This is a genomic window from Sphingobacterium pedocola, assembly GCF_015209965.1.
In the GTDB taxonomy this organism is placed as follows: domain Bacteria; phylum Bacteroidota; class Bacteroidia; order Sphingobacteriales; family Sphingobacteriaceae; genus Sphingobacterium; species Sphingobacterium pedocola.
Genome location: NZ_MU158693.1, coordinates 169,809 through 188,864 on the forward strand (window position 1 = coordinate 169,809; position 19,056 = coordinate 188,864).

17 protein-coding genes are annotated in these 19,056 nt (G+C 38.6%); 8 read left to right on the forward strand and 9 right to left on the reverse strand.

What is annotated here, in order from left to right; all coding sequences use genetic code 11:
* The first annotated feature begins 1 nt into the window (after window position 1).
* Genes C4F40_RS20355 through C4F40_RS20365 form a run of 3 tightly spaced genes read left to right on the forward strand, consistent with a single transcriptional unit; the run spans window position 2 to window position 3,239 of the window.
* Complete coding sequence (locus C4F40_RS20355; protein ID WP_196941265.1) at window positions 2-760, forward strand: TrmH family RNA methyltransferase; 759 nt, start codon at window positions 2-4, stop codon at window positions 758-760.
* A gap of 4 nt (window positions 761-764) precedes the next feature.
* A complete protein-coding gene (locus C4F40_RS20360; RefSeq protein WP_196941266.1) occupies window positions 765-1,940 on the forward strand; it encodes an MFS transporter in 1,176 nt (391 codons plus the stop codon).
* Between the two features lie 24 nt (window positions 1,941-1,964).
* Complete coding sequence (locus C4F40_RS20365; protein WP_196941267.1) at window positions 1,965-3,239, forward strand: AI-2E family transporter; 1,275 nt, start codon at window positions 1,965-1,967, stop codon at window positions 3,237-3,239.
* 54 nt (window positions 3,240-3,293) lie between these two features.
* Here C4F40_RS20365 and C4F40_RS20370 read toward each other — a convergent pair whose 3' ends face one another.
* The 4 genes from C4F40_RS20370 to C4F40_RS20385 all read right to left on the reverse strand — a co-directional run bounded on the left by C4F40_RS20370 (window position 3,294) and on the right by C4F40_RS20385 (window position 7,777).
* A complete protein-coding gene (locus C4F40_RS20370; RefSeq protein WP_196941268.1) occupies window positions 3,294-4,625 on the reverse strand; it encodes a DUF3472 domain-containing protein in 1,332 nt (443 codons plus the stop codon).
* 173 nt (window positions 4,626-4,798) lie between these two features.
* On the reverse strand, window positions 4,799-5,818 hold the full coding sequence (gene argC / locus C4F40_RS20375; RefSeq protein WP_196941269.1) for an N-acetyl-gamma-glutamyl-phosphate reductase: 1,020 nt from the start codon (window positions 5,816-5,818) through the stop codon (window positions 4,799-4,801).
* Entirely contained in the window at window positions 5,818-7,005 is a 1,188-nt protein-coding gene (gene argG / locus C4F40_RS20380) for an argininosuccinate synthase (protein ID WP_196941270.1), read from the reverse strand. Before argG ends, argC begins: the two co-directional genes overlap by 1 nt.
* A 55-nt stretch (window positions 7,006-7,060) precedes the next feature.
* Window positions 7,061-7,777, reverse strand: coding sequence for a GNAT family N-acetyltransferase (locus tag C4F40_RS20385; RefSeq protein ID WP_196941271.1), 717 nt, complete (start codon window positions 7,775-7,777; stop codon window positions 7,061-7,063).
* 503 nt (window positions 7,778-8,280) lie between these two features.
* Between C4F40_RS20385 and C4F40_RS20390 the strand changes: the two genes are divergently transcribed.
* Window positions 8,281-8,523, forward strand: a complete 243-nt coding sequence (locus C4F40_RS20390) for a hypothetical protein (protein ID WP_196941272.1) — start codon at window positions 8,281-8,283, stop codon at window positions 8,521-8,523.
* A gap of 19 nt (window positions 8,524-8,542) precedes the next feature.
* On the opposite strand, the gene C4F40_RS20395 is transcribed toward C4F40_RS20390, so the two are convergent.
* On the reverse strand, window positions 8,543-10,699 hold the full coding sequence (locus C4F40_RS20395; protein ID WP_313785885.1) for a S9 family peptidase: 2,157 nt from the start codon (window positions 10,697-10,699) through the stop codon (window positions 8,543-8,545).
* Between the two features lie 222 nt (window positions 10,700-10,921).
* Here C4F40_RS20395 and C4F40_RS20400 point away from each other — a divergent pair, with 222 nt between their 5' ends.
* The 4 genes from C4F40_RS20400 to recA all read left to right on the forward strand — a co-directional run bounded on the left by C4F40_RS20400 (window position 10,922) and on the right by recA (window position 14,809).
* On the forward strand, window positions 10,922-12,547 hold the full coding sequence (locus tag C4F40_RS20400; protein WP_196941273.1) for a S8 family peptidase: 1,626 nt from the start codon (window positions 10,922-10,924) through the stop codon (window positions 12,545-12,547).
* Window positions 12,548-12,615: 68 nt separating this feature from the next.
* Window positions 12,616-12,801 carry a hypothetical protein gene (locus C4F40_RS20405; protein WP_196941274.1) on the forward strand — a complete coding sequence of 62 codons (186 nt, stop codon included), beginning with the start codon at window positions 12,616-12,618 and terminating at the stop codon, window positions 12,799-12,801.
* Between the two features lie 60 nt (window positions 12,802-12,861).
* Window positions 12,862-13,539 (forward strand): endonuclease III, encoded by a 678-nt coding sequence (gene nth, locus C4F40_RS20410; RefSeq protein WP_196941275.1) that lies wholly within the window; start codon window positions 12,862-12,864, stop codon window positions 13,537-13,539.
* Window positions 13,540-13,783: 244 nt separating this feature from the next.
* Window positions 13,784-14,809, forward strand: a complete 1,026-nt coding sequence (gene recA, locus C4F40_RS20415; protein WP_196941276.1) for a recombinase RecA — start codon at window positions 13,784-13,786, stop codon at window positions 14,807-14,809.
* Between the two features lie 66 nt (window positions 14,810-14,875).
* Here the strand turns inward: recA and pruA are convergent, their stop codons facing one another.
* The 4 genes from pruA to C4F40_RS20435 all read right to left on the reverse strand — a co-directional run bounded on the left by pruA (window position 14,876) and on the right by C4F40_RS20435 (window position 19,004).
* A complete protein-coding gene (gene pruA, locus C4F40_RS20420) occupies window positions 14,876-16,513 on the reverse strand; it encodes an L-glutamate gamma-semialdehyde dehydrogenase (protein WP_196941277.1) in 1,638 nt (545 codons plus the stop codon).
* 282 nt (window positions 16,514-16,795) lie between these two features.
* Entirely contained in the window at window positions 16,796-17,665 is an 870-nt protein-coding gene (locus C4F40_RS20425; RefSeq protein WP_196941278.1) for an AraC family transcriptional regulator, read from the reverse strand.
* A 16-nt stretch (window positions 17,666-17,681) separates the two neighbouring features.
* Window positions 17,682-18,317, reverse strand: a complete 636-nt coding sequence (gene msrA, locus C4F40_RS20430) for a peptide-methionine (S)-S-oxide reductase MsrA (protein WP_196941279.1) — start codon at window positions 18,315-18,317, stop codon at window positions 17,682-17,684.
* Window positions 18,318-18,395: 78 nt separating this feature from the next.
* The gene (locus tag C4F40_RS20435) at window positions 18,396-19,004 is read right to left on the reverse strand and encodes a superoxide dismutase (protein WP_196941280.1); all 609 of its coding nucleotides are present in this window, start codon (window positions 19,002-19,004) and stop codon (window positions 18,396-18,398) included.
* Window positions 19,005-19,056 lie beyond the last annotated feature (52 nt).

The following is a 19,056-nucleotide window of genomic DNA, read 5'->3' on the forward strand; positions in this document are numbered from 1 at the left end:
TATGTTGTCAAAAGCGCAGATCAGTTTCATAACATCACTGCAACATAAAAAATTCCGAACACAATACAATTTATTTGTGGTCGAAGGTATCAAATCTGTCGTAGAATTTGTTCACTCTTCTTACAATGTACAAAAAATATTCACTACACAAGATATACGCGTAAAATTGGGTAAAATCTCTCAAAATATAAAATGTGAAGAAGTTACTGAAGCGGAGCTTGCTAAGATAAGTAGTCTTAAAAATCCGCAGGGGGCATTGGCGGTCGTAGAAATTCCGCTGACAACACAGCTGGATGTAAGTACACTAAAAGGCAAACACAGCATCATTTTGGACGACATTCAAGATCCGGGCAATCTAGGTACGATCATACGCACGGCTGAATGGTTTGGCATCGGTACTATTTTATGCTCGACAGGTACTGTAGATACTTACAACCCAAAAGTAGTTCAGGCAACGATGGGCTCGCTTTCCAGAATACAGATCTATTATATCGACATCGAAGCATTCATGTCACAATGTACTTTACCCACGTTCGGCGCCCTATTCGAAGGGGACAATATTTACGAAACTAATTTCGGGAAGGAAGGGGTAATTATTATGGGGAACGAAGGAAATGGAATTCGAAAAAATCTAATTGACAAAATACAACAGGCTGTAACTATTCCGAGAATCGGTCGTGCTGAATCATTAAATGTCGCAGTGGCTACGACTATATTTTGTTCCGAAATAGCGAGACAAAACATGTTAACAAAAAAGTAATAAAATGTCCGAAAAGCCGGAATCGATATATACTTTACAATTTGGATTGCTGTGCTTGAGTTCATTGTTATTCTCGGCAAGTTTTAACATGATCATTCCAGAACTTCCAAATTACCTCACCTCTTTAGGGGGAGCGGAACACAAAGGATTGATCATTGCACTCTTCACGCTTACGGCTGGCATATCGAGACCCTTTAGTGGTCGACTTACTGACAAATGGGGAAGAGTACCTGTGATGGCAATCGGATCAATTGTCTGTGTAATCTGTAGTCTACTCTATCCGCTTTTAAGTTCTGTTGCCGGATTTTTCCTTTTACGATTAATTCACGGTTTTTCTACAGGTTTTAAACCCACCGCAACGTCGGCCTATGTTGCGGACATCATTCCTGCTCACCGATGGGGCGAAGCTTTAGGTATGCACGGATTATGCTTTAGCCTAGGGGGCGCAATTGGACCAGCCGTGGGAAGTGCCGTAGCACAAGCATTTGATATACATACCATGTTTTACTGTTCGTCTGCATTCGCCTTACTTTCCATCGTTATTGTGATGAACATACGGGAAACATTAATTCCAAAACAGAAATTTTCGAGGACTATGCTTCGCATTTCGCGATCCGATATCATTGAACGACGGGCAATTCCTGCTGGAATCGTAACGTTACTATCCTACTCGGCTTACGGTGTAATCCTTACGCTGATTCCCGACTGGAGTGAACACTTAGGAATTGGAAACAAAGGATTATTTTTCACCGCATATACACTAACGTCTATAGGTGTCCGATTCGTTGCTGGCAAGATTGCAGATCGTCATGGAAGAATCAAGGTCATGCTAACTGGACTACTAATTATCTCGGTCTCTTTATTTTTAATGGGTTTAGGAGATAGTATTAACGGTCTCCTTCTTGGAGCTTCCCTATATGGAATAGGTACTGGTATCCTTTCGCCTGCACTAAACGCCTGGACGATTGACCTTTCATTACCGCAATATAGAGGAAAAGCGATGGCGACTATGTACATTGCTTTGGAAATGGGAATCGGCGGCGGAGCCTTGTTTGCAGGTTACATCTATCACGACGATATTTCCCGCGTACCTTATATTATGTATGGAAATGGAACAGTCATCTTATTTTCCGTAATTTATATTATATATTGGGATTTGATAAACAAAAAACAAACTTAACTGTTGTTTAACAAACTAAATCGTATGGAAAATAATTCATCAAAAAGGCCGTATTCACTAGGTTTGGCTTCAAGCTTATTAGCAACCCTGCTTATCATTGCATTTATGTATTTAACGCAAAGTGTGCTGGTACCATTATTGTTCTCTATTCTGATATCGATTACGCTATTCCCTTTAGCACGTTTTTTTGAAAGGCTGCGCTTGGGGAAAGCCTTATCCGCAATCCTATCCGTTATCGTCGCTATTGCCATCATCTCTACCATTGGCTGGTTTATTGTTCACCAAAGTATTATTATAGGTAAGGATGCCTCCGCAATTACAGAAAAAGTTCTTTCCGTATTCGAGCGGTTACAAGTGTGGATTCAACAAACATTTGGCATTGAACGCAACCAAATGATGGATAAACTTCAGGAACAGGGCAATAAAGCATTGGAAAATACCGGCAGTCTTCTATCAAGCACTTTCGGCTCCATAGGCAATACCTTAGCAGGCACGGTGTTAGTACCTCTTTTTAGCTTTTTCTTACTTTACTACCGTGATTTCTTCCGTGAATTTTTCTTCAAGACATTTAAATCTACTCCGCAACGTAAGGTGAACGAAGTATTAAATAAAATTTACGAAGTAGTACAGAGTTATTTACTGGGACTCGTGACGGTAATGGGAATAGTAGCCGTTTTAAACACAGCTGGATTGATGTTGATGGGAATTGAATATGCATGGTTTTTTGGATCTTTGGCCTCCCTGTTAATGCTGCTTCCGTATATTGGTATTGCTATTGGATCCATTCTTCCTGCGCTGTTCGCATTAGCCGTTAAAGATAGTGCCTGGTACGCAATAGGGGTAATTGTTTGGTTTCAGATTGTTCAATTTTTAGAGGGCAACATCATTACGCCAAATATAGTAGGCAGTAAGGTCAGCATCAATCCGCTAATGGCTATTATAGGTATTCTGCTAGGCGGTATGCTGTTCGGTTTGTCGGGTCTGATATTAGCATTACCGTTTTTCGCTACACTAAAAGTCATTTTTGACGCCATCCCAAGTATGCAAGCTATCGGATTTTTAATTGGCGAACCAGAAAAGGAACACTTGAAAACGAATTCCACACAGGAACTGTTGATGAAATGGGGAATAGTACGGAAACCCAGAAATAAAAAGAAAGTTCAACTGGACATCCATGTAGAAACCGAATCTACGCCTGCAAAAACGTCGTTAAATTATAAAGAAGTTAATGAATCAGAGCAAAATCCGTATGAGAACTTAAACCAAGAGTCAGGTAACGAAAAAGCTGATGAAAAATAAAAGAGCGATTACTCGGCCTTTTATTTTCACCAGCTTTTTATACTCTCGTTAGGTTTAAGGCAATTTTGCAAAATCAATATTTGGAGCGTTATTTTTATTGTTAAATGAAAAGGTACTACCAGGTGTTACGACTTCATTAAAAAAACCTCCATTTTTCAGAAAGTATCCGTTTGGGGTTACTCCTCCTACGGCATCTATTCTTTGTTTAGCATGATACGTATTGTCTACTGTAAATCGTGCTGACGTAATTTTATTCCACTCGCCATTGTACACCCACTGATTTTTGAATTCTACCTGACGTTCCAGATATCCTTGATTAGGACTGAAATTCTCTAAGAAGCTGTGAAAACTAGTCAAATAGGTATTCGTCTTCGGGCGCTTGAAACTTGCGACAATTTGCCACTGCTGGGTATCGGGATTAAAAAACCATGCTGAATAATCGGTGTGGCCATTTCCGTCAGGAGTTCCATTTAACAGAAAGCGGTAGGTTATACCGGCTTTCCAATTATAGCGCAAATAACTTTGGCCTCCCGATCCTTCATTGCCAAATTCTCCGGCATGAACATCTGTACCTTTTTTATTTAAGACAATTTTCTGATCATCAGGAATTGTTTTTGGATCATCTGTATGAAATGGACTCCATACCGAAAATAGTATCCTTCTTTCTCGTTCGGAATTCACCTGGATACCGAAATAACCCTGTCCGAAACCTATGGCCATAAAATATGACCCAATCTTGTCTTCCCCCTTTGGAATTGTAATTTCATTATAGTAATAGGTAGCATCTGATATGTCTGATACATTGTAATTCATATGACACGAAGGTCCTCTTCTCGCCCAGTAGTAATAATTTGGATCATCGGAATACAACACACCGTCTGCTAGGGCTTCACCCGAAATTAAGAGATGCGAAATCTCGCCGTAGCTATTGCCTGAAGTATTCAAACCTTGAACACTGACTTTCACGTAACCTGCTTCCGCTACGCGAAACTCGCCTACACTCATATCCTCGAAACGAGGTGAAACTAGTTCAATTTCTTCAGATTTTTCACCGACAGAAACACGAATCTTAGATTGTTGACCTTCGGCTGTTTTGGCGCGAAGTTTTAAAGAAAAATTCCCTCCTTTCGAAGTTCTAAAGTAAATACTGGTAACGGTAGAAGATTCCGACCAATTAGTCAAACCGGCACTAGAAATAGTTTCTTTTGCATGAGTGGCTTTATGGGTAAAGAACGCATTTCCTGCTAGCGGAATTTCAAATATTTTGCTCTCAAATCTAATAGCTGAAGAAAATCGATCTGCTGAAATATCAGCTGTTACTGAATGGCTGTTACTGAGGAGTGCGGTACCTAACAGAATAACACTTCTTAAATATTGTCTTATCATACGTTTAGAATTAGAATAAGCGTTAAAAATACAACATGCATTCTGTTAAAAATATACCCGCTGCATCATCAAACGTTTGCGCAAAAAAACGTTTTAAAAATATTACAGATAAACCAACAAGAAAGCCAATTCCGGATGGAATTGGCTTTCTTATATAGTGGCTAAATTGCTCCTTAAAACCCGATCGACTTCAGATTCAAGCCAGTACGCTCATCCAAACCAAACAACAGGTTCATATTCTGCACGGCCTGACCGGAAGCACCTTTTAACAAGTTATCCGTCGCATTCAATATCAACAGCTTATTACCGTGTTTTTCTAGATGGATAATACTTTTATTTGTATTGACCACTTGTTTTAAATCAATATTCTGATTAGAAACATGTGTAAAAGGATGTACAGCATAGTACCTTTCGTACAATTCGTAAGCATCTTCTTCTGGCAAATCCGTTTCGAGGTAAATCGTCGAAAAAATTCCCCGGGCGAAATCCCCACGTTGAGGCACAAAATTAATTTTTTCAGAGGCTCTATCTAATAAAGACTTTTTCGATTGCGGTAAAAATCCCTTTTGTAGTTGATCTAGCGATTCTGATATCTCCTGTAAATGTTGGTGTTCAAACGATTTATATGCGGAAAGGTTATTATTACGCCAAGAGAAATGGGTTGTCGGCCCTGGCTTTTGACCAGCTCCCGTAGAACCTGTAGTCGCGTTAATATGAATTTGATCAGGTAATCCCCCTACACTAGCTAATGGTAATAACGCCAACTGAATATTCGTGGCAAAACAACCTGGATTAGCGATATACCGTGCTGACTTTATAGCGTCTCGATTTAATTCGGGTAAGCCGTAAACAAAGTTCTCTCCTTGATATATTGTATTTGCACGGAGACGAAAATCTTGTGACAAATCGATAATTTTTACAGAAGCATCAACAGAATGAGCATCTAGAAATTTTCGCGCGTCTCCATGGCCTACGCAGAGGAAAAGGACATCAATATCCGAATGAAAATCAGAAGAAAATGTCAGCTCCGTATCACCCAGTAAGTCGTTATGTACCTGATACAACTTATTACCGGCATTAGAAGCACTGTTTGCAAATACAATTTCTACATTGGGGTGGTAAATAAGTACGCGCAACAGTTCACCACCTGTATATCCTGCAGAACCTACGATCCCTACTTTAATGTTATTCATTAGTCTCCTTTATTCACTTTGTGCCAAATCAGTGTTTGATTTCCAAATATCTTAGAGAAACCTTTCACGTCATCACCCGTATAACCTTTGTTCATCTCACCGTAGCTACCAAATTTATTGGACATTAAATCATGATCCGACTCAATACCAATGATTACAAAGCGGTAAGGATGTAATTCGACAATGACGCGACCTGAAACCGTTGATTGAGCACTTTGTAAAAAAGCTTCAATATCACGCATTACGGGATCGTGCATCTGACCTTCGTGCATATAATTCCCATAGAATGCAGCAATCTGGTCTTTCCAGGACAATTGCCATTTCGTCAATGTATGTTTTTCTAATGTATGGTGCGCTTTAATTAAGATCAAAGGGGCAGCCGCTTCAAAGCCAACACGACCTTTGATACCGATAATCGTGTCACCTACGTGAATGTCGCGACCAATGCCGTAAGGTTGAGCAAGATCTTGTAACTGTTGAATTACTTTTACAGAACCGATTTTTTGTCCGTCTAAAGCGACTGGTTCACCATACTCAAAATCAATCGTTATTTGGCGGGGTTCCGTCGACGTCACTGCTGTAGGCCACGCTGTCTCCGGAAGATATTGGTTCGACGTCAACGTCTCTGCCCCTCCCACTGAAGTACCCCACAGCCCCTTATTAATCGAATATTTCGCTTTTTCGGCCGAATATTCTACACCGTGGCTATTTAAATAGTCAATTTCTGCTTCACGGCTTAATTTTAGATCACGAATTGGTGTAATGATTTCTATTCCCGGAATTAACGTTTCGAAGATCATATCAAAACGAACCTGATCATTACCTGCTCCCGTAGAACCATGAGCCACACATTCCGCTCCGATTTTTTTTACATAATTGGCGATAGCCGTTGCCTGGCACACACGTTCTGCAGATACCGATAAGGGGTAAGTGGCATTTTTCAGTACATTTCCAAAAATCAGATATTTTATAGTTTCGCGGTAGTAGTTTTCAGTTTCGTCGATCGTAGTATGTGATTTTACACCTAATTCATAAGCACGCTTTTCAATCTGTTGAATTTCTTCTTCTGAAAAACCACCTGTATTCACAACTACCGAATGAACTTCTAAACCTAGATCTCGAGTTAGATAAATACAACAAAATGATGTATCTAAACCACCACTAAATGCTAAAACTACTTTTTTCATGCTTCTTATAAAGATTTATACACGGCTTGCTATTAAGCCGAGCAAAGTTAACAAATTAATATCCTTTTATCGGTTTTGCACCGATGGGAATTACGGACGCTACGAATTTCTTAGTAGATTTCCACAATTTTGCTTCAATACGTTTTAAAAGTGATTGCTTTTTAGCGATACGATCCAAACGTTCTTTTGCTTCAGCCTTACGTTGAATCTTTTCTTTGAGTTCCTTTTCTTTTTCTACTGGATCCCATAGCATCGCCGTACACATACAGTTTTTACGGTCTTTACTCATCAGGATATCGTAATTAATACAACTCTTACAACCTTTCCAGAACTCTTCATCCTGCGTAAGTTCAGAATAGGTAACGGGCTCGTAACCTAAATCTGAGTTGATTTTCATCACCGCCAATCCCGTAGTCAGACCAAATATTTTAGAATTCGGATATTTCTCCCGAGAAAGGTCGAAAACACGCTTTTTAATCGCTTTCGCCAATCCAACCTTTCGGAATGCTGGATTGACTATTAACCCGGAATTGGCAACATAATCACCATGCCCCCATGTTTCAATATAGCAAAACCCAGCCCAAGTGCCGTCCTTGTGCAATGCAATCACAGCCTTTCCTTCGTCCATTTTCTTTGCTACGTATTCAGGTTTACGACGGGCAATACCTGTCCCCCGAGCTTTGGCGGATTCAAACATTTCCTCACAGATTTGCTCAGCATAATGCAAATGGGCAGATGTAGCGGGCGTAATTAAAAAATCTGAAATTGTCATCTAAGATGTCGACCTAAAAATTAATGCACTTGAGTGCTTTATGATATAAACTAAATTTAAAAAGAATCACCGAGCCGAATGATCTTAAAAAGATGGAATTAGCCTGCCTCCGCATCAAGCTCGAGGCAGAATAGGTCGTCGAAATCGCAAAATTGGACAGTTCAATGTATATATTTCGGCCATATAAGAGCCAACAAACTTTCTCGAAGTTTGTTTTGCCCATCCCATATTTACCTTATTACAATACATTTAAACGATATGTTCTTTCTTTAAACTGACAGCGCAAAAGTAAAAAATTATTTTTTTCTTTTATGCAATCTTTTTGTAGTTTTTTTGAATATTAATCAATTATATAAAATATACTTCAACATACTATCAATTTGACATCACTTCTGTTAAAAAGTTTAAAATCCCTAGCAGTTGTAAATTATTTGTCATTCGACAAAAAGAGCTTTAGATTGTATAATAAATAGCCTAATTTTGGGAAATTAAATATAATTATAATGGTCGGACCAAGTATTATCTTCTATATCATCTTTGCAGTTCCTTATATCTTCGTCATGTACTGGCTTGTAAAACAAGATAAAAAGAAATATGCATGGGGACTAGCGGTTGTGACTATTATTGCGCTCTTGGCAATCTACGTATCACAGGTAGCAAGCAGAAATGCCATCGAGAATTATAAACAACATCAAATAGACTCCCGGAAAATCGAGCAGGAACAATTACAAGACTCCTTAAAATAGAAGAGGTACTGTCCTCACGCTACTCATAAATACCCTCAAGTTTAAGAAAAAAAGCGTATTCCAATGCTTGATCTTTTAGGTAATCAAAACGCCCCGAGGCACCTCCATGGCCAAAATCCATATCGGTTTTCAATAGGATCACTTGATTTCCAGTTTTAGTAGCACGCAATTTAGCAACCCATTTCGCGGGCTCGAAATATTGCACTTGGCTGTCGTGTAAACCAGTTGTGACGAGTAGGTTAGGATAATCTTTAGCTTCTACATTTTCATATGGAGAATAAGACTTCATATATTCATACGCTGCTTTATCATTGGGATTTCCCCATTCATCGTATTCATTCGTAGTAAGCGGAATGCTCTTATCTAACATTGTATTTACGACATCCACAAAAGGTACAGCAGCAATTACACCATTCCACAAATCAGGAGCCATATTAATCACTGCCCCCATCAACAATCCTCCGGCACTTCCGCCTTCAGCATACAGGCGTCCTTTTGACGTATAGTTTTGTGCAATCAGATATTCTCCGCAATCGATGAAATCCGTAAACGTATTGATTTTCTTCATCATCTTTCCATCTTCATACCATTGGCGTCCCATTTCCTCCCCTCCACGTATGTGCGCTATGGCAAAAATAAATCCGCGATCCAGCAAAGACAACCGACTAGAGTTAAAGGTTGCATCCATTGATGCTCCATACGAACCATATGCATACAGGAGCAACGGAGCAGTGCCGTTTTTCCGTATACCTTTTTTATGAACCAACGAAATAGGTACTTTTGTCCCATCCTTTGCCGAAGCAAACAAGCGTTCAGTAACGTATTGTGCTGCATCGTATCCACCCAACACTTCCTGTTGTTTCAATAACACTTTCTTCTGGGTCTCCATGTTATAATCGTATGTAGACGAAGGCGTAACCAATGATGTATACCCATAACGCACCACATTAGAATCATATTCTTCATTTGTACTGGAAAACACCTTGTAAGCAGGTTCACCCATATCCAGATAGTGCTGTGAATGACTGCTTAGATTGCGAATAGCAAGGTTAGTCAGTCCATTTTTACGTTCTGAAATAACGAGATGATTCTTAAATTCATCAATCCCCTCAACCAATACATCCGAGCGATGGGGAATAAATTCCGTCCAATTTTCTTTTCCAGTTTTATCTAAAGGACATTGCATTACTTTAAAGTTTTTAGCGTCATCGTTGGTCAAAATCAAGAAACGATCTACCAAAGGAATTACGGAGTACAGTACTTCTTTCATGCGTGGCTGAAAAAGCTTAAATTCCCCATTTGGGTGGTTTGCATCCAAATAAAAGACCTCCGAGCTTAAGGTAGATCCTGAATAGATGAATATATATTGGGCATTTTTTGACTTACCTACTCCTATATAATTGGTATTGTCTTTCTCCTCATATACCGTTACATCCTGTTTGCTATCCGCACCCAAAGTATGTCTTTTTATTTTTTCAGAAAGAAGTGTAACCGGGTTTTTAGACGTATAGAAAATTGTTCTATTATCCGCTGCCCACGTTGCAATTCCTGAAGTCCGGTCAACTCTTTCCTCATATACTTCTCCTGTTCCAAGATTTTTAATATAAATTGTGTACTCTCTCCTGGAAATTGTATCAACTCCATAGGCCAGTAATTTGTTATCCGGACTTACCGACGATCCACCTACGGCAAAATAGGGATATCCTTTGGCCATTTCGTCGACATCCAACAGTACTTCTTCTTTTGCATCCAAACTTGCTTTTTTACGGCACAACTTATAATACTGCTTCCCTTCATCCGTACGCCGGTAATAATAATATCCATTTTTAAGATAAGGAACAGATTCGTCCTTTTCTTTGATCCGGAATTTCATTTCATCAAATAGTTTAGTCTGCAGATTTTCCGTACTCCTCATCATTTCCTGCGTGTAAGCATTTTCTGCTTCCAAGTATTTTACCACGTTTGTGGAATCTGGACCTTTTTTGAAATAGTCGTTCAACCAGTAATAATTATCTACTACCGTATCACCGTGCATAATACGATTAAAGGGCTTAACGGCAGCAACAGCAATTTCTGCTTTGGGCCAAGCGACAGGAGATTGTTTCGACTGCTGCGAACAGGAAGTTAAAATAGCACCAACTAGAATCATATAATTAATTTTTGTTATTTCCATCATGTTATGAAGGGCTTGTATAGCGTAAAGTTATGTAAAAAGGATATGACTTTTTACCTTTTTTAACAAGCTGAAGCAATTAATAGCACTATATTTGTCGTGTAGAGAAACCGACATGAGGTGTCACTCAAAAATGGACATGAATAAACCGTCAGCTCATGCAAGTTTCATGTCCGTTAGTAAACAGTTTTAGTCGGATGGAAATAACAAAAAAAACCGCAATATATGCTTAGAAACAAACACTTGATTGCCTTATTAGGCATCGGTATATTACCTTTTATGGGTTTTGCCCAAGACAAAAAAGATACGCCTCCAGCAAACTGGTTTAATTTGGACTATAAAAGGGACGGTATTATGGGTATCAGCACTGAAAAAGCTTATGAACTACTGAAAGGAAAAAAGCCTACTCCCGTAGTTGTAGCAGTGATAGATGGTGGTGTAGATGTTGAACATGAAGATTTAAAAGAGGTATTATGGATCAATAAAAAGGATTCAAATAATGATGGGAAAGATGATGATGGGAACGGGTACATAGATGACAAATATGGTTGGAATTTTATTGGGGGAGCCAGCGGCGAGAATGTAAACCACGACAACCTCGAAGTGACTCGATTGATTGCAAAGTACGAACCAAAATACATCTCCGTTTTACCTTCCACCCCACTTTCTGAATCCGAACGTAGAGAATTTGTTGCCTATCAAAAAATGATTTCGGATTATACCACCAAAATGGACGAAGCACAATTTGGAGAAACAAACTACGGTCGCTTAAAACAGGAATTGGACAATATTGTATCTGCTATCGGAAAAGATCCAAAAGATATTACGAAAGCGGATTTCGATATATTTAATGCTATATCTGACCGTCAGAAAATGGCCGTACGCATTGCGAAAAAAGAATTGGAAAAAAACTCGTTCGAAAAATTCTATGCTGATATCAAAGATGCGGACACCTACTTCGGAGATCAAGTAAAATATCATTTAAATAAAGATTTTAATCCACGTCCTATTGTGGGCGATAATTATGAAAATGCAATGGAGCAATTTTATGGCAATAATGATGTAAAAGGGCCCGACGCAGACCATGGCACGCACGTTGCGGGCATCATTGGTGCAAAACGGGATAATGGAAAAGGAGTAAATGGTGTTTCAGATCAAGTAAAAATAATGGCAATCCGTGTAGTTCCGAATGGAGATGAGCGAGATAAAGATGTAGCAAATGGAATCCGGTATGCTGTAGATAACGGTGCCAAAATCATTAACATGAGTTTTGGTAAAGGCTATTTTTACAACAAAAAAGTAGTTGATGAAGCTGTTAAGTATGCAATCGAAAAAGATGTTTTACTCGTGCACGCTGCGGGAAACGATGGCAAGAACGTTGATATATCCAAAAATTATCCGACCAAATACTTCACAGATAGCTTGGGTGCTATTACCGGAGAAGCTACTTCCTGGATTACGGTTGGTGCGACCTCTTGGAAATTAGATGGAGATCTATTGGCAGAATTTTCAAATTACGGATACAAAACGGTAGATGTGTTTGCTCCTGGCGTAGCCATCCATTCCACTATGCCAGATTCTAAATACAAAGACCAGCAAGGAACGAGTATGGCTGCACCGGTCGTTTCTGGATTAGCAGCTCTACTGAGAGCCTATTACCCGCAACTTACTGCACAGGAAACAAAAGATATTATCCTAAAATCAGTAACGAAGGTAGATCAAAAAGTAAAAATAAATCAAGATGGATCATCTAAAAAAGTTTATTTAGACGAGATCAGTACCGGAGGTGGAATCGTAAACGCTTATAATGCCATTGTAGAGGCAAATAAATATATTTCAAATAAAAAGTAAAAAAATGTTAAATTTTCTATAATATTAATTCTTAACTTGCGTTATGTAAGTGTATTGTAATTAATAAGATGCGTATGGTAGAAAATTTTACAAAAAATGAAAGTCTAACTTACGAAGGGATAGAGGGGTATAACAAAATTGAGACGGAAGAGCAATTTGAAGAAAAGCTAAAAGCATCTATCAAAAAATTAACTAAAGCTCCAGGTGATCATATCATTGAAAAAATACTCAATTACTCCAAATCGCTCAAGTAAGTAATAACAAAAGCTACTCTAATCATAGAGTGGCTTTTGTCTTTTTGCTATCTTTGTAACATGTTAAAGAAAAAACGGTATAAAGAATTTGTAGACTATTTTTCCACGCATAATCCAGATGCACAAACCGAACTGAACTATCGTAATCCTTATGAGCTTCTTGTAGCCGTAATCCTTTCTGCACAATGCACAGATAAGCGTATTAACCAAGTAACACCCGCCCTATTCGAACGATTCCCGGATGTGGAATCTCTTGCAGCTAGTAATACAGAGGAGGTGTTTACCTATATTCGCTCGGTAAGTTACCCGAATAATAAAGCAAAACATCTGGTGGGTATGGCTCAAAAACTGCAATCTGAATTCAAGGGAGAGGTACCTGAAAAAATAGAAGATTTAGTGAAATTACCTGGAGTCGGACGCAAAACTGCAAATGTAATATCGTCTGTAGTCTTCCACCAACCTGCAATGGCAGTAGATACGCACGTATTTAGAGTGAGTAATCGATTAGGTTTGACTAGCAATGCGACTACCCCACTAGCCGTAGAAAAACAGTTAGTAAAATATTTACCGAAAGACACAATTGTCATTGCGCATCATTGGTTAATTCTTCATGGCCGGTATATATGTCTCGCACGAAGACCCAAATGTGAGAAATGCCCTATTACATACATGTGTAAGTATTTCGAAAAGACTCATAAGGTCGTTTCAACGGGTAGTTTCACCAATAAGGATATGTAGCAGGAATATTGTTTATAGTTAAAGAACCAATGCAAATTCCCTTGATAGTAAGGGCATCAGAAAAATCTGTCTGGGGGATTAACTGAGTTTCTTTGTGAAAAATGAATAAACTTTTCAACAATTCGTTTAACTATCTGAATTAGACCTTATCTTTATTAGATAAAAATAATGAGCTAATTTTTTTAGTATTATATTTGGTTATACAATTTTAATATACTATTTTTGATTTATAAATACTAATAATATGAGTAAAGAAGACAAGTTAAAAGCGTTACAGCTTACATTGGATAAACTGGACAAAACGTACGGTAAGGGCGCAATAATGAAACTAGGCGATTCGGCTGTAGAACCTATTGAATCTATTTCCACCGGTTCATTGGGATTAGACATCGCTTTAGGAATTGGGGGTGTCCCGAAAGGACGTGTGATCGAAATATACGGCCCCGAATCTTCCGGAAAAACGACCTTAGCAACCCATATTGTCGCAGAGGCTCAGAAAAAAGGTGGTATAGCCGCAATCATTGATGCTGAACATGCCTTTGACAAGTACTATGCTCAGAAGTTAGGCGTTGATATTGAAAATCTCTTAATCTCTCAACCGGATAATGGTGAACAGGGACTAGAAATTGCAGACAATCTGATTCGCTCAGGTGCAATTGACGTTATTGTCATCGATTCTGTTGCTGCTTTAGTTCCTAAAGGGGAAATTGAAGGGGAAATGGGCGATTCAAAAATGGGTCTTCAAGCGCGTTTAATGTCGCAGGCGTTACGTAAATTAACCGGTACAATTTCCAAAACAAATTGCTGTTGTATCTTTATTAACCAATTACGTGAAAAAATCGGTGTAATGTTTGGTAACCCTGAAACGACAACAGGTGGTAACGCGTTAAAATTCTATGCGTCAGTACGCTTGGATATTCGTCGTACTTCACAAATCAAAGATGCAGACGAGGTTTCAGGAAATCGCGTAAAAGTAAAAATTGTAAAAAATAAAGTAGCGCCTCCTTTTCGTATAGCTGAATTCGACATCATGTTCGGAGAAGGTATTTCTAAAGTTGGCGAAATCATCGATTTGGGAGTAGAGTATGGCATTGTCAAAAAATCAGGATCGTGGTTTAGCTATGGTGATACAAAACTAGGCCAAGGCCGTGATTCGGTGAAATCTTTATTGTTAGACAACCCAGATCTTAGCGATGAAATAGAAGCTAAGATCAGAGCAGAAGTTAGCGGAGTCAATTTAGATCAATCTGTTTTAGGTAAGGAGGAATAAACTTCATTCCAGTATAAATGAAAAAGCGACCAGTGCATGCATTGGTCGCTTTTTCATTTATACTATCTAATCTTCAGAACTCAAAAACGGATACCGATAATCCGTATCCGGAGTAAACGTTTCTTTGATTGTACGCGGAGATACCCAACGCAATAAGTTAATCATCGAACCTGCTTTATCGTTAGTACCCGAACCGCGTGCTCCTCCAAAAGGCTGTTGACCTACCACTGCACCAGTACATTTATCATTGATATAAAAGTTACCAGCGGCATTACGTAACGCATGTGTCGCTTCTTGGATAGCATAACGATCTTGAGAAATTACAGCACCTGTCAGTGCATAAATCGATGTGCTATCGACTAATTTTAACGTCTCACTCCAATCCTTGTCTTCATAAACATAAATCGTTAATACAGGACCAAATAATTCTTCAGATAATGTTTCATAATCCGGTGTTTTGGCTAGAATAACAGTTGGTTCAATAAAATACCCTTTGGATTTATCATAAGTGCCACCGATAACTACATCTGCGTCCGCAGAGTCTTTTGCCTTATCGATGTATTTCGTAATCTTGTCAAATGCTTTTTCATCAATGACAGCATTAATGAAATTACCAAAATCCTCGGTTCCACCTATTTTGAAAGATTTAATGTCTTTTTCCATAGACAGCTGTAATTGCGACCATAGCGATTGAGGAATATAGGCACGTGATGCCGCTGAACACTTTTGTCCCTGATATTCAAATGCTCCACGCACTAAAGCAGTATTCAATACCGCCAAATCCGCAGAAGGATGGGCTAATATAAAATCTTTACCGCCTGTCTCTCCTACGATGCGGGGATATGTTTTATAGAGATGAATATTTTGTCCAATTGTTTTCCAAATATTTTGAAATACCCCCGTAGAACCGGTAAAATGGATACCCGCGAAATCTGGATGTTTGAAAATAACATCCCCCGCATCTGGTCCAGACACGTATACTAAATTGACTACGCCATCGGGCAGACCAGCTTCTTTAAAAATTTGCATTAAAATATTCGCAGAATAGATTTGTGTATTTGAAGGCTTCCATACGACCACATTTCCCATCATCGCTACACACGAAGGCAGATTACCCGCAATAGCTGTAAAATTGAACGGTGTTAATGCAAAAACAAAACCTTCTAATGGACGTTGTTCGACGCGATTCCATATACCTTTACTATTTGCTGGAGGTTGTTGTGCATAAATCTCGCTCATATACTGCACGTTAAAACGCAAAAAGTCAGTAAACTCACATGCCGAGTCGATTTCAGCTTGATACGCATTTTTCGATTGCCCCAGCATCGTTGCGGCATTCAACTTATACCGGTATTTAGTAGAAGCCAATTCCGCTGCCTTCAAGAAAATAGCCGCACGTTGCTCCCACGGCAGGTTCTCCCAATCTGCTTTAGCTGCTAACGCAGCATTAATAGCATCCGTCACATGTGATTTTGTACCTTGAGAATAATATCCCAATACATGCTGGTGATCGTGTGGAGGGGTTAATTTCACCTTATTTTCTGTACGAACTTCCTCGCTACCGATATACATCGGAACGTCGATTTCATTTGCTCTCGCCTCGGAAATAGCTGCTCTTAATAAACTTCTTTCTTTCGTCCCCGGAGCGTATGTATATACTGGCTCATTTGCAGGAGCCGGAACATTAAAAAAACCTTTTAACATAATTCTATTTTTGTTTATGTAAAATTACATCATAGTTGATTCCCCGGGTATACCACATTTGTCCATCACTTAACTTATTTTATCCATAAACAAATATATCGCAAAAACAATATAGCGATTGAACATAGCACACCGAACCCTTCATAACATACTAACATACAGATCAAAAAAAACAAAGACATGGTTTAACAAGCACAACACATCTTACTTCAATGGCGCAATAAACTATTTCTGGGGGATCAGCCAAAAGGCAAATTATGTTATGTATTAGTAATAAATAGCTTACGAAATTGTGTGCAGTTGTATGTAACTATGGGGAGAAAGCCTCATAATACGCTTAAAAACGCGATTAAAGTGAACAATATTATTAAACCCTACCTTGAAGGCCGTTTCTGAAATACTTTCAGTCTTTTTGTTAAGGAGAAGCTGACAGGCTTTTTCAATTCTAACTTCATTCAGAAAACCAATATAAGTTTTCATCGTATGTTTTTTAAAAAACTTACAAAACGACGTGGGAGTCATATAAACCAAAGAAGCAACTTCACCAATGCTAATGTCATGATCAAAATTGTCTAAGGTGTATTTGAACACAGAACTTATCCGCTCTCCGTCTTTATCTGAATAAATCAAATTTCGGATACCGGAATACAAGGATATGCTGGCATTACGATATTGCAAAAGGGTATGCAAAAGTGTTATGAATTCAGTAAACCTCGGGATCCCTACTTTGTGCAATAAGTTTAAAAAATTACCTCGAAAAGACCGAGCAACAGATGACTCTATTCTCTTACTTGCATCTAGTTGTAGAAAGTATGTACTGAGATCTGCAAATTCGGCCAATGTAAAAAATTTGGTCATCCTATCGAGATTGATAAATAAATGAATGGCATGAATCGTATCTTCCTCTGTCACTTTTTGGGCTCCGTATTTATCAAACATGTGCGGTTCATTCGGTTTCAGGATGAATACATCGTCCTGATTAAAAGATTGAACAATGTTACCAATCATGATGGTTCCCCTCCCCTTCAGAATATAGGTAATTTGAAGTTCCTCGTGCCGATGATAATAGCCATAAAAATTATCCTTCTTATCCTCCAAAAGGGCAAACAGATCATCCCCATACACGGGAACAGTAAATTGTATCGCCTTCATAATTGGGTAATAATTCCTATTTTAATTTATCTGCAAATACCTTTTTAAACTTGTCCATTTTTGGTTTAATAACTAACCTGCAATACATTTCATTCGGATTCAGTTCATAATAATTTTGGTGGTAATCTTCGGCCTTATAAAATTCCGTGGCTTTCTCGATCGTGGTAACGATTACGCCATCATAAGCTTTAGCCTCGTTTAATTTTTCAATATAATATCGTGCTTTTTTTTCCTGCTCCTCATCTAACGGAAAGATAGCAGAACGATACTGCGTTCCTACATCATTACCTTGTCTATTAAGCTGTGTGGGATCATGTACTAAGAAAAAGGCTTCCAATAATCCATCGTAGCTTATTTTTGAAGGGTCAAATTTTATCATAACGGCTTCGGCATGCCCTGTATTACCCATTGAGACTTGCGTATAATTCGGATTCGACACGTGACCACCGATATATCCTGATACTACAGTATCTACACCGTCTAATAACAATAATGGCGCTTCCACGCACCAAAAACATCCAGCAGCCAATATGGCCGTATTCGACGCATTTTCCATATTTTTAACGTGTTTAATTTCCATTGTCTTCGAATTCATATTTTGACAAGATCCTAAAACTGGCATTAACAACAACAGCAATCCTATCTTTTTCATCTTACTTGACTTAAATATTACGAGAATAAAAAAGGCGACATAGAATACTATATCGCCTTCTTTAACCTTCTAAAATTATTATTTAGCAGAAGCATAATTTTGTGCCACCGCATCCCAATTAACAACATTAAAAATTGCATCTAGGTAAGCTGGACGTTTATTTTGATACTTCAAATAATAAGCGTGTTCCCATACATCGATTCCAAAAACCGGAGTACCTTTTACCTCAGCCACATCCATTAACGGATTATCCTGATTTGGAGTAGATGTAACCGCTAATTTACCATCTTCACCAACGATTAGCCAAGACCAGCCCGAACCAAAGCGGGTTGCTCCAGCTTCTTGCAATTTCTTTTTTAATTCATCAAAAGATCCGAAAGTCTCATCAATAGCCTGCGCCAATTCGCCTGTAGGAGCACCACCTGCATTAGGTCCTAAAACAGACCAAAACAACTTGTGATTGAAGTGTCCTCCTCCATTATTACGAACAGCTGGCGAATACTTACTTACATGTTTAAGGATCTCTTCCAAAGATGCATTTTCAGCATCCGTTCCGGCGATAGCTTTATTTAAGTTATCGATATAAGCCTGATGGTGACGGTCATGGTGGATTTCCATGGTCTCTCTATCAATATGTGGTTCTAATGCCCCTGCATCATATGGTAATGCTTCTAATTCAAATGCCATAGTTTTAACGTTTATGTTTATTATTTTTTTAAAATTGAATGCACGAATATAA

Excerpts from the sequence above, each read along its gene's own strand:
- recA (WP_196941276.1), top strand. The coding sequence starts at position 13,784 with ATGAGTAAAGAAGACAAGTTAAAAGCGTTACAGCTTACATTGGATAAA.
- C4F40_RS20395 (WP_313785885.1), bottom strand. The coding sequence starts at position 10,699 with ATGATGGAAATAACAAAAATTAATTATATGATTCTAGTTGGTGCTATT.
- C4F40_RS20365 (WP_196941267.1), top strand. The coding sequence starts at position 1,965 with ATGGAAAATAATTCATCAAAAAGGCCGTATTCACTAGGTTTGGCTTCA.
- C4F40_RS20385 (WP_196941271.1), bottom strand. The coding sequence starts at position 7,777 with ATGACAATTTCAGATTTTTTAATTACGCCCGCTACATCTGCCCATTTG.
- argC (WP_196941269.1), bottom strand. The coding sequence starts at position 5,818 with ATGAATAACATTAAAGTAGGGATCGTAGGTTCTGCAGGATATACAGGT.
- C4F40_RS20390 (WP_196941272.1), top strand. The coding sequence starts at position 8,281 with ATGGTCGGACCAAGTATTATCTTCTATATCATCTTTGCAGTTCCTTAT.
- pruA (WP_196941277.1), bottom strand. The coding sequence starts at position 16,513 with ATGTTAAAAGGTTTTTTTAATGTTCCGGCTCCTGCAAATGAGCCAGTA.
- C4F40_RS20370 (WP_196941268.1), bottom strand. The coding sequence starts at position 4,625 with ATGATAAGACAATATTTAAGAAGTGTTATTCTGTTAGGTACCGCACTC.
- C4F40_RS20435 (WP_196941280.1), bottom strand. The coding sequence starts at position 19,004 with ATGGCATTTGAATTAGAAGCATTACCATATGATGCAGGGGCATTAGAA.
- C4F40_RS20425 (WP_196941278.1), bottom strand. The coding sequence starts at position 17,665 with ATGAAGGCGATACAATTTACTGTTCCCGTGTATGGGGATGATCTGTTT.
- C4F40_RS20360 (WP_196941266.1), top strand. The coding sequence starts at position 765 with ATGTCCGAAAAGCCGGAATCGATATATACTTTACAATTTGGATTGCTG.
- C4F40_RS20355 (WP_196941265.1), top strand. The coding sequence starts at position 2 with ATGTTGTCAAAAGCGCAGATCAGTTTCATAACATCACTGCAACATAAA.
- C4F40_RS20405 (WP_196941274.1), top strand. The coding sequence starts at position 12,616 with ATGCGTATGGTAGAAAATTTTACAAAAAATGAAAGTCTAACTTACGAA.
- msrA (WP_196941279.1), bottom strand. The coding sequence starts at position 18,317 with ATGAAAAAGATAGGATTGCTGTTGTTGTTAATGCCAGTTTTAGGATCT.
- nth (WP_196941275.1), top strand. The coding sequence starts at position 12,862 with ATGTTAAAGAAAAAACGGTATAAAGAATTTGTAGACTATTTTTCCACG.
- C4F40_RS20400 (WP_196941273.1), top strand. The coding sequence starts at position 10,922 with ATGCTTAGAAACAAACACTTGATTGCCTTATTAGGCATCGGTATATTA.
- argG (WP_196941270.1), bottom strand. The coding sequence starts at position 7,005 with ATGAAAAAAGTAGTTTTAGCATTTAGTGGTGGTTTAGATACATCATTT.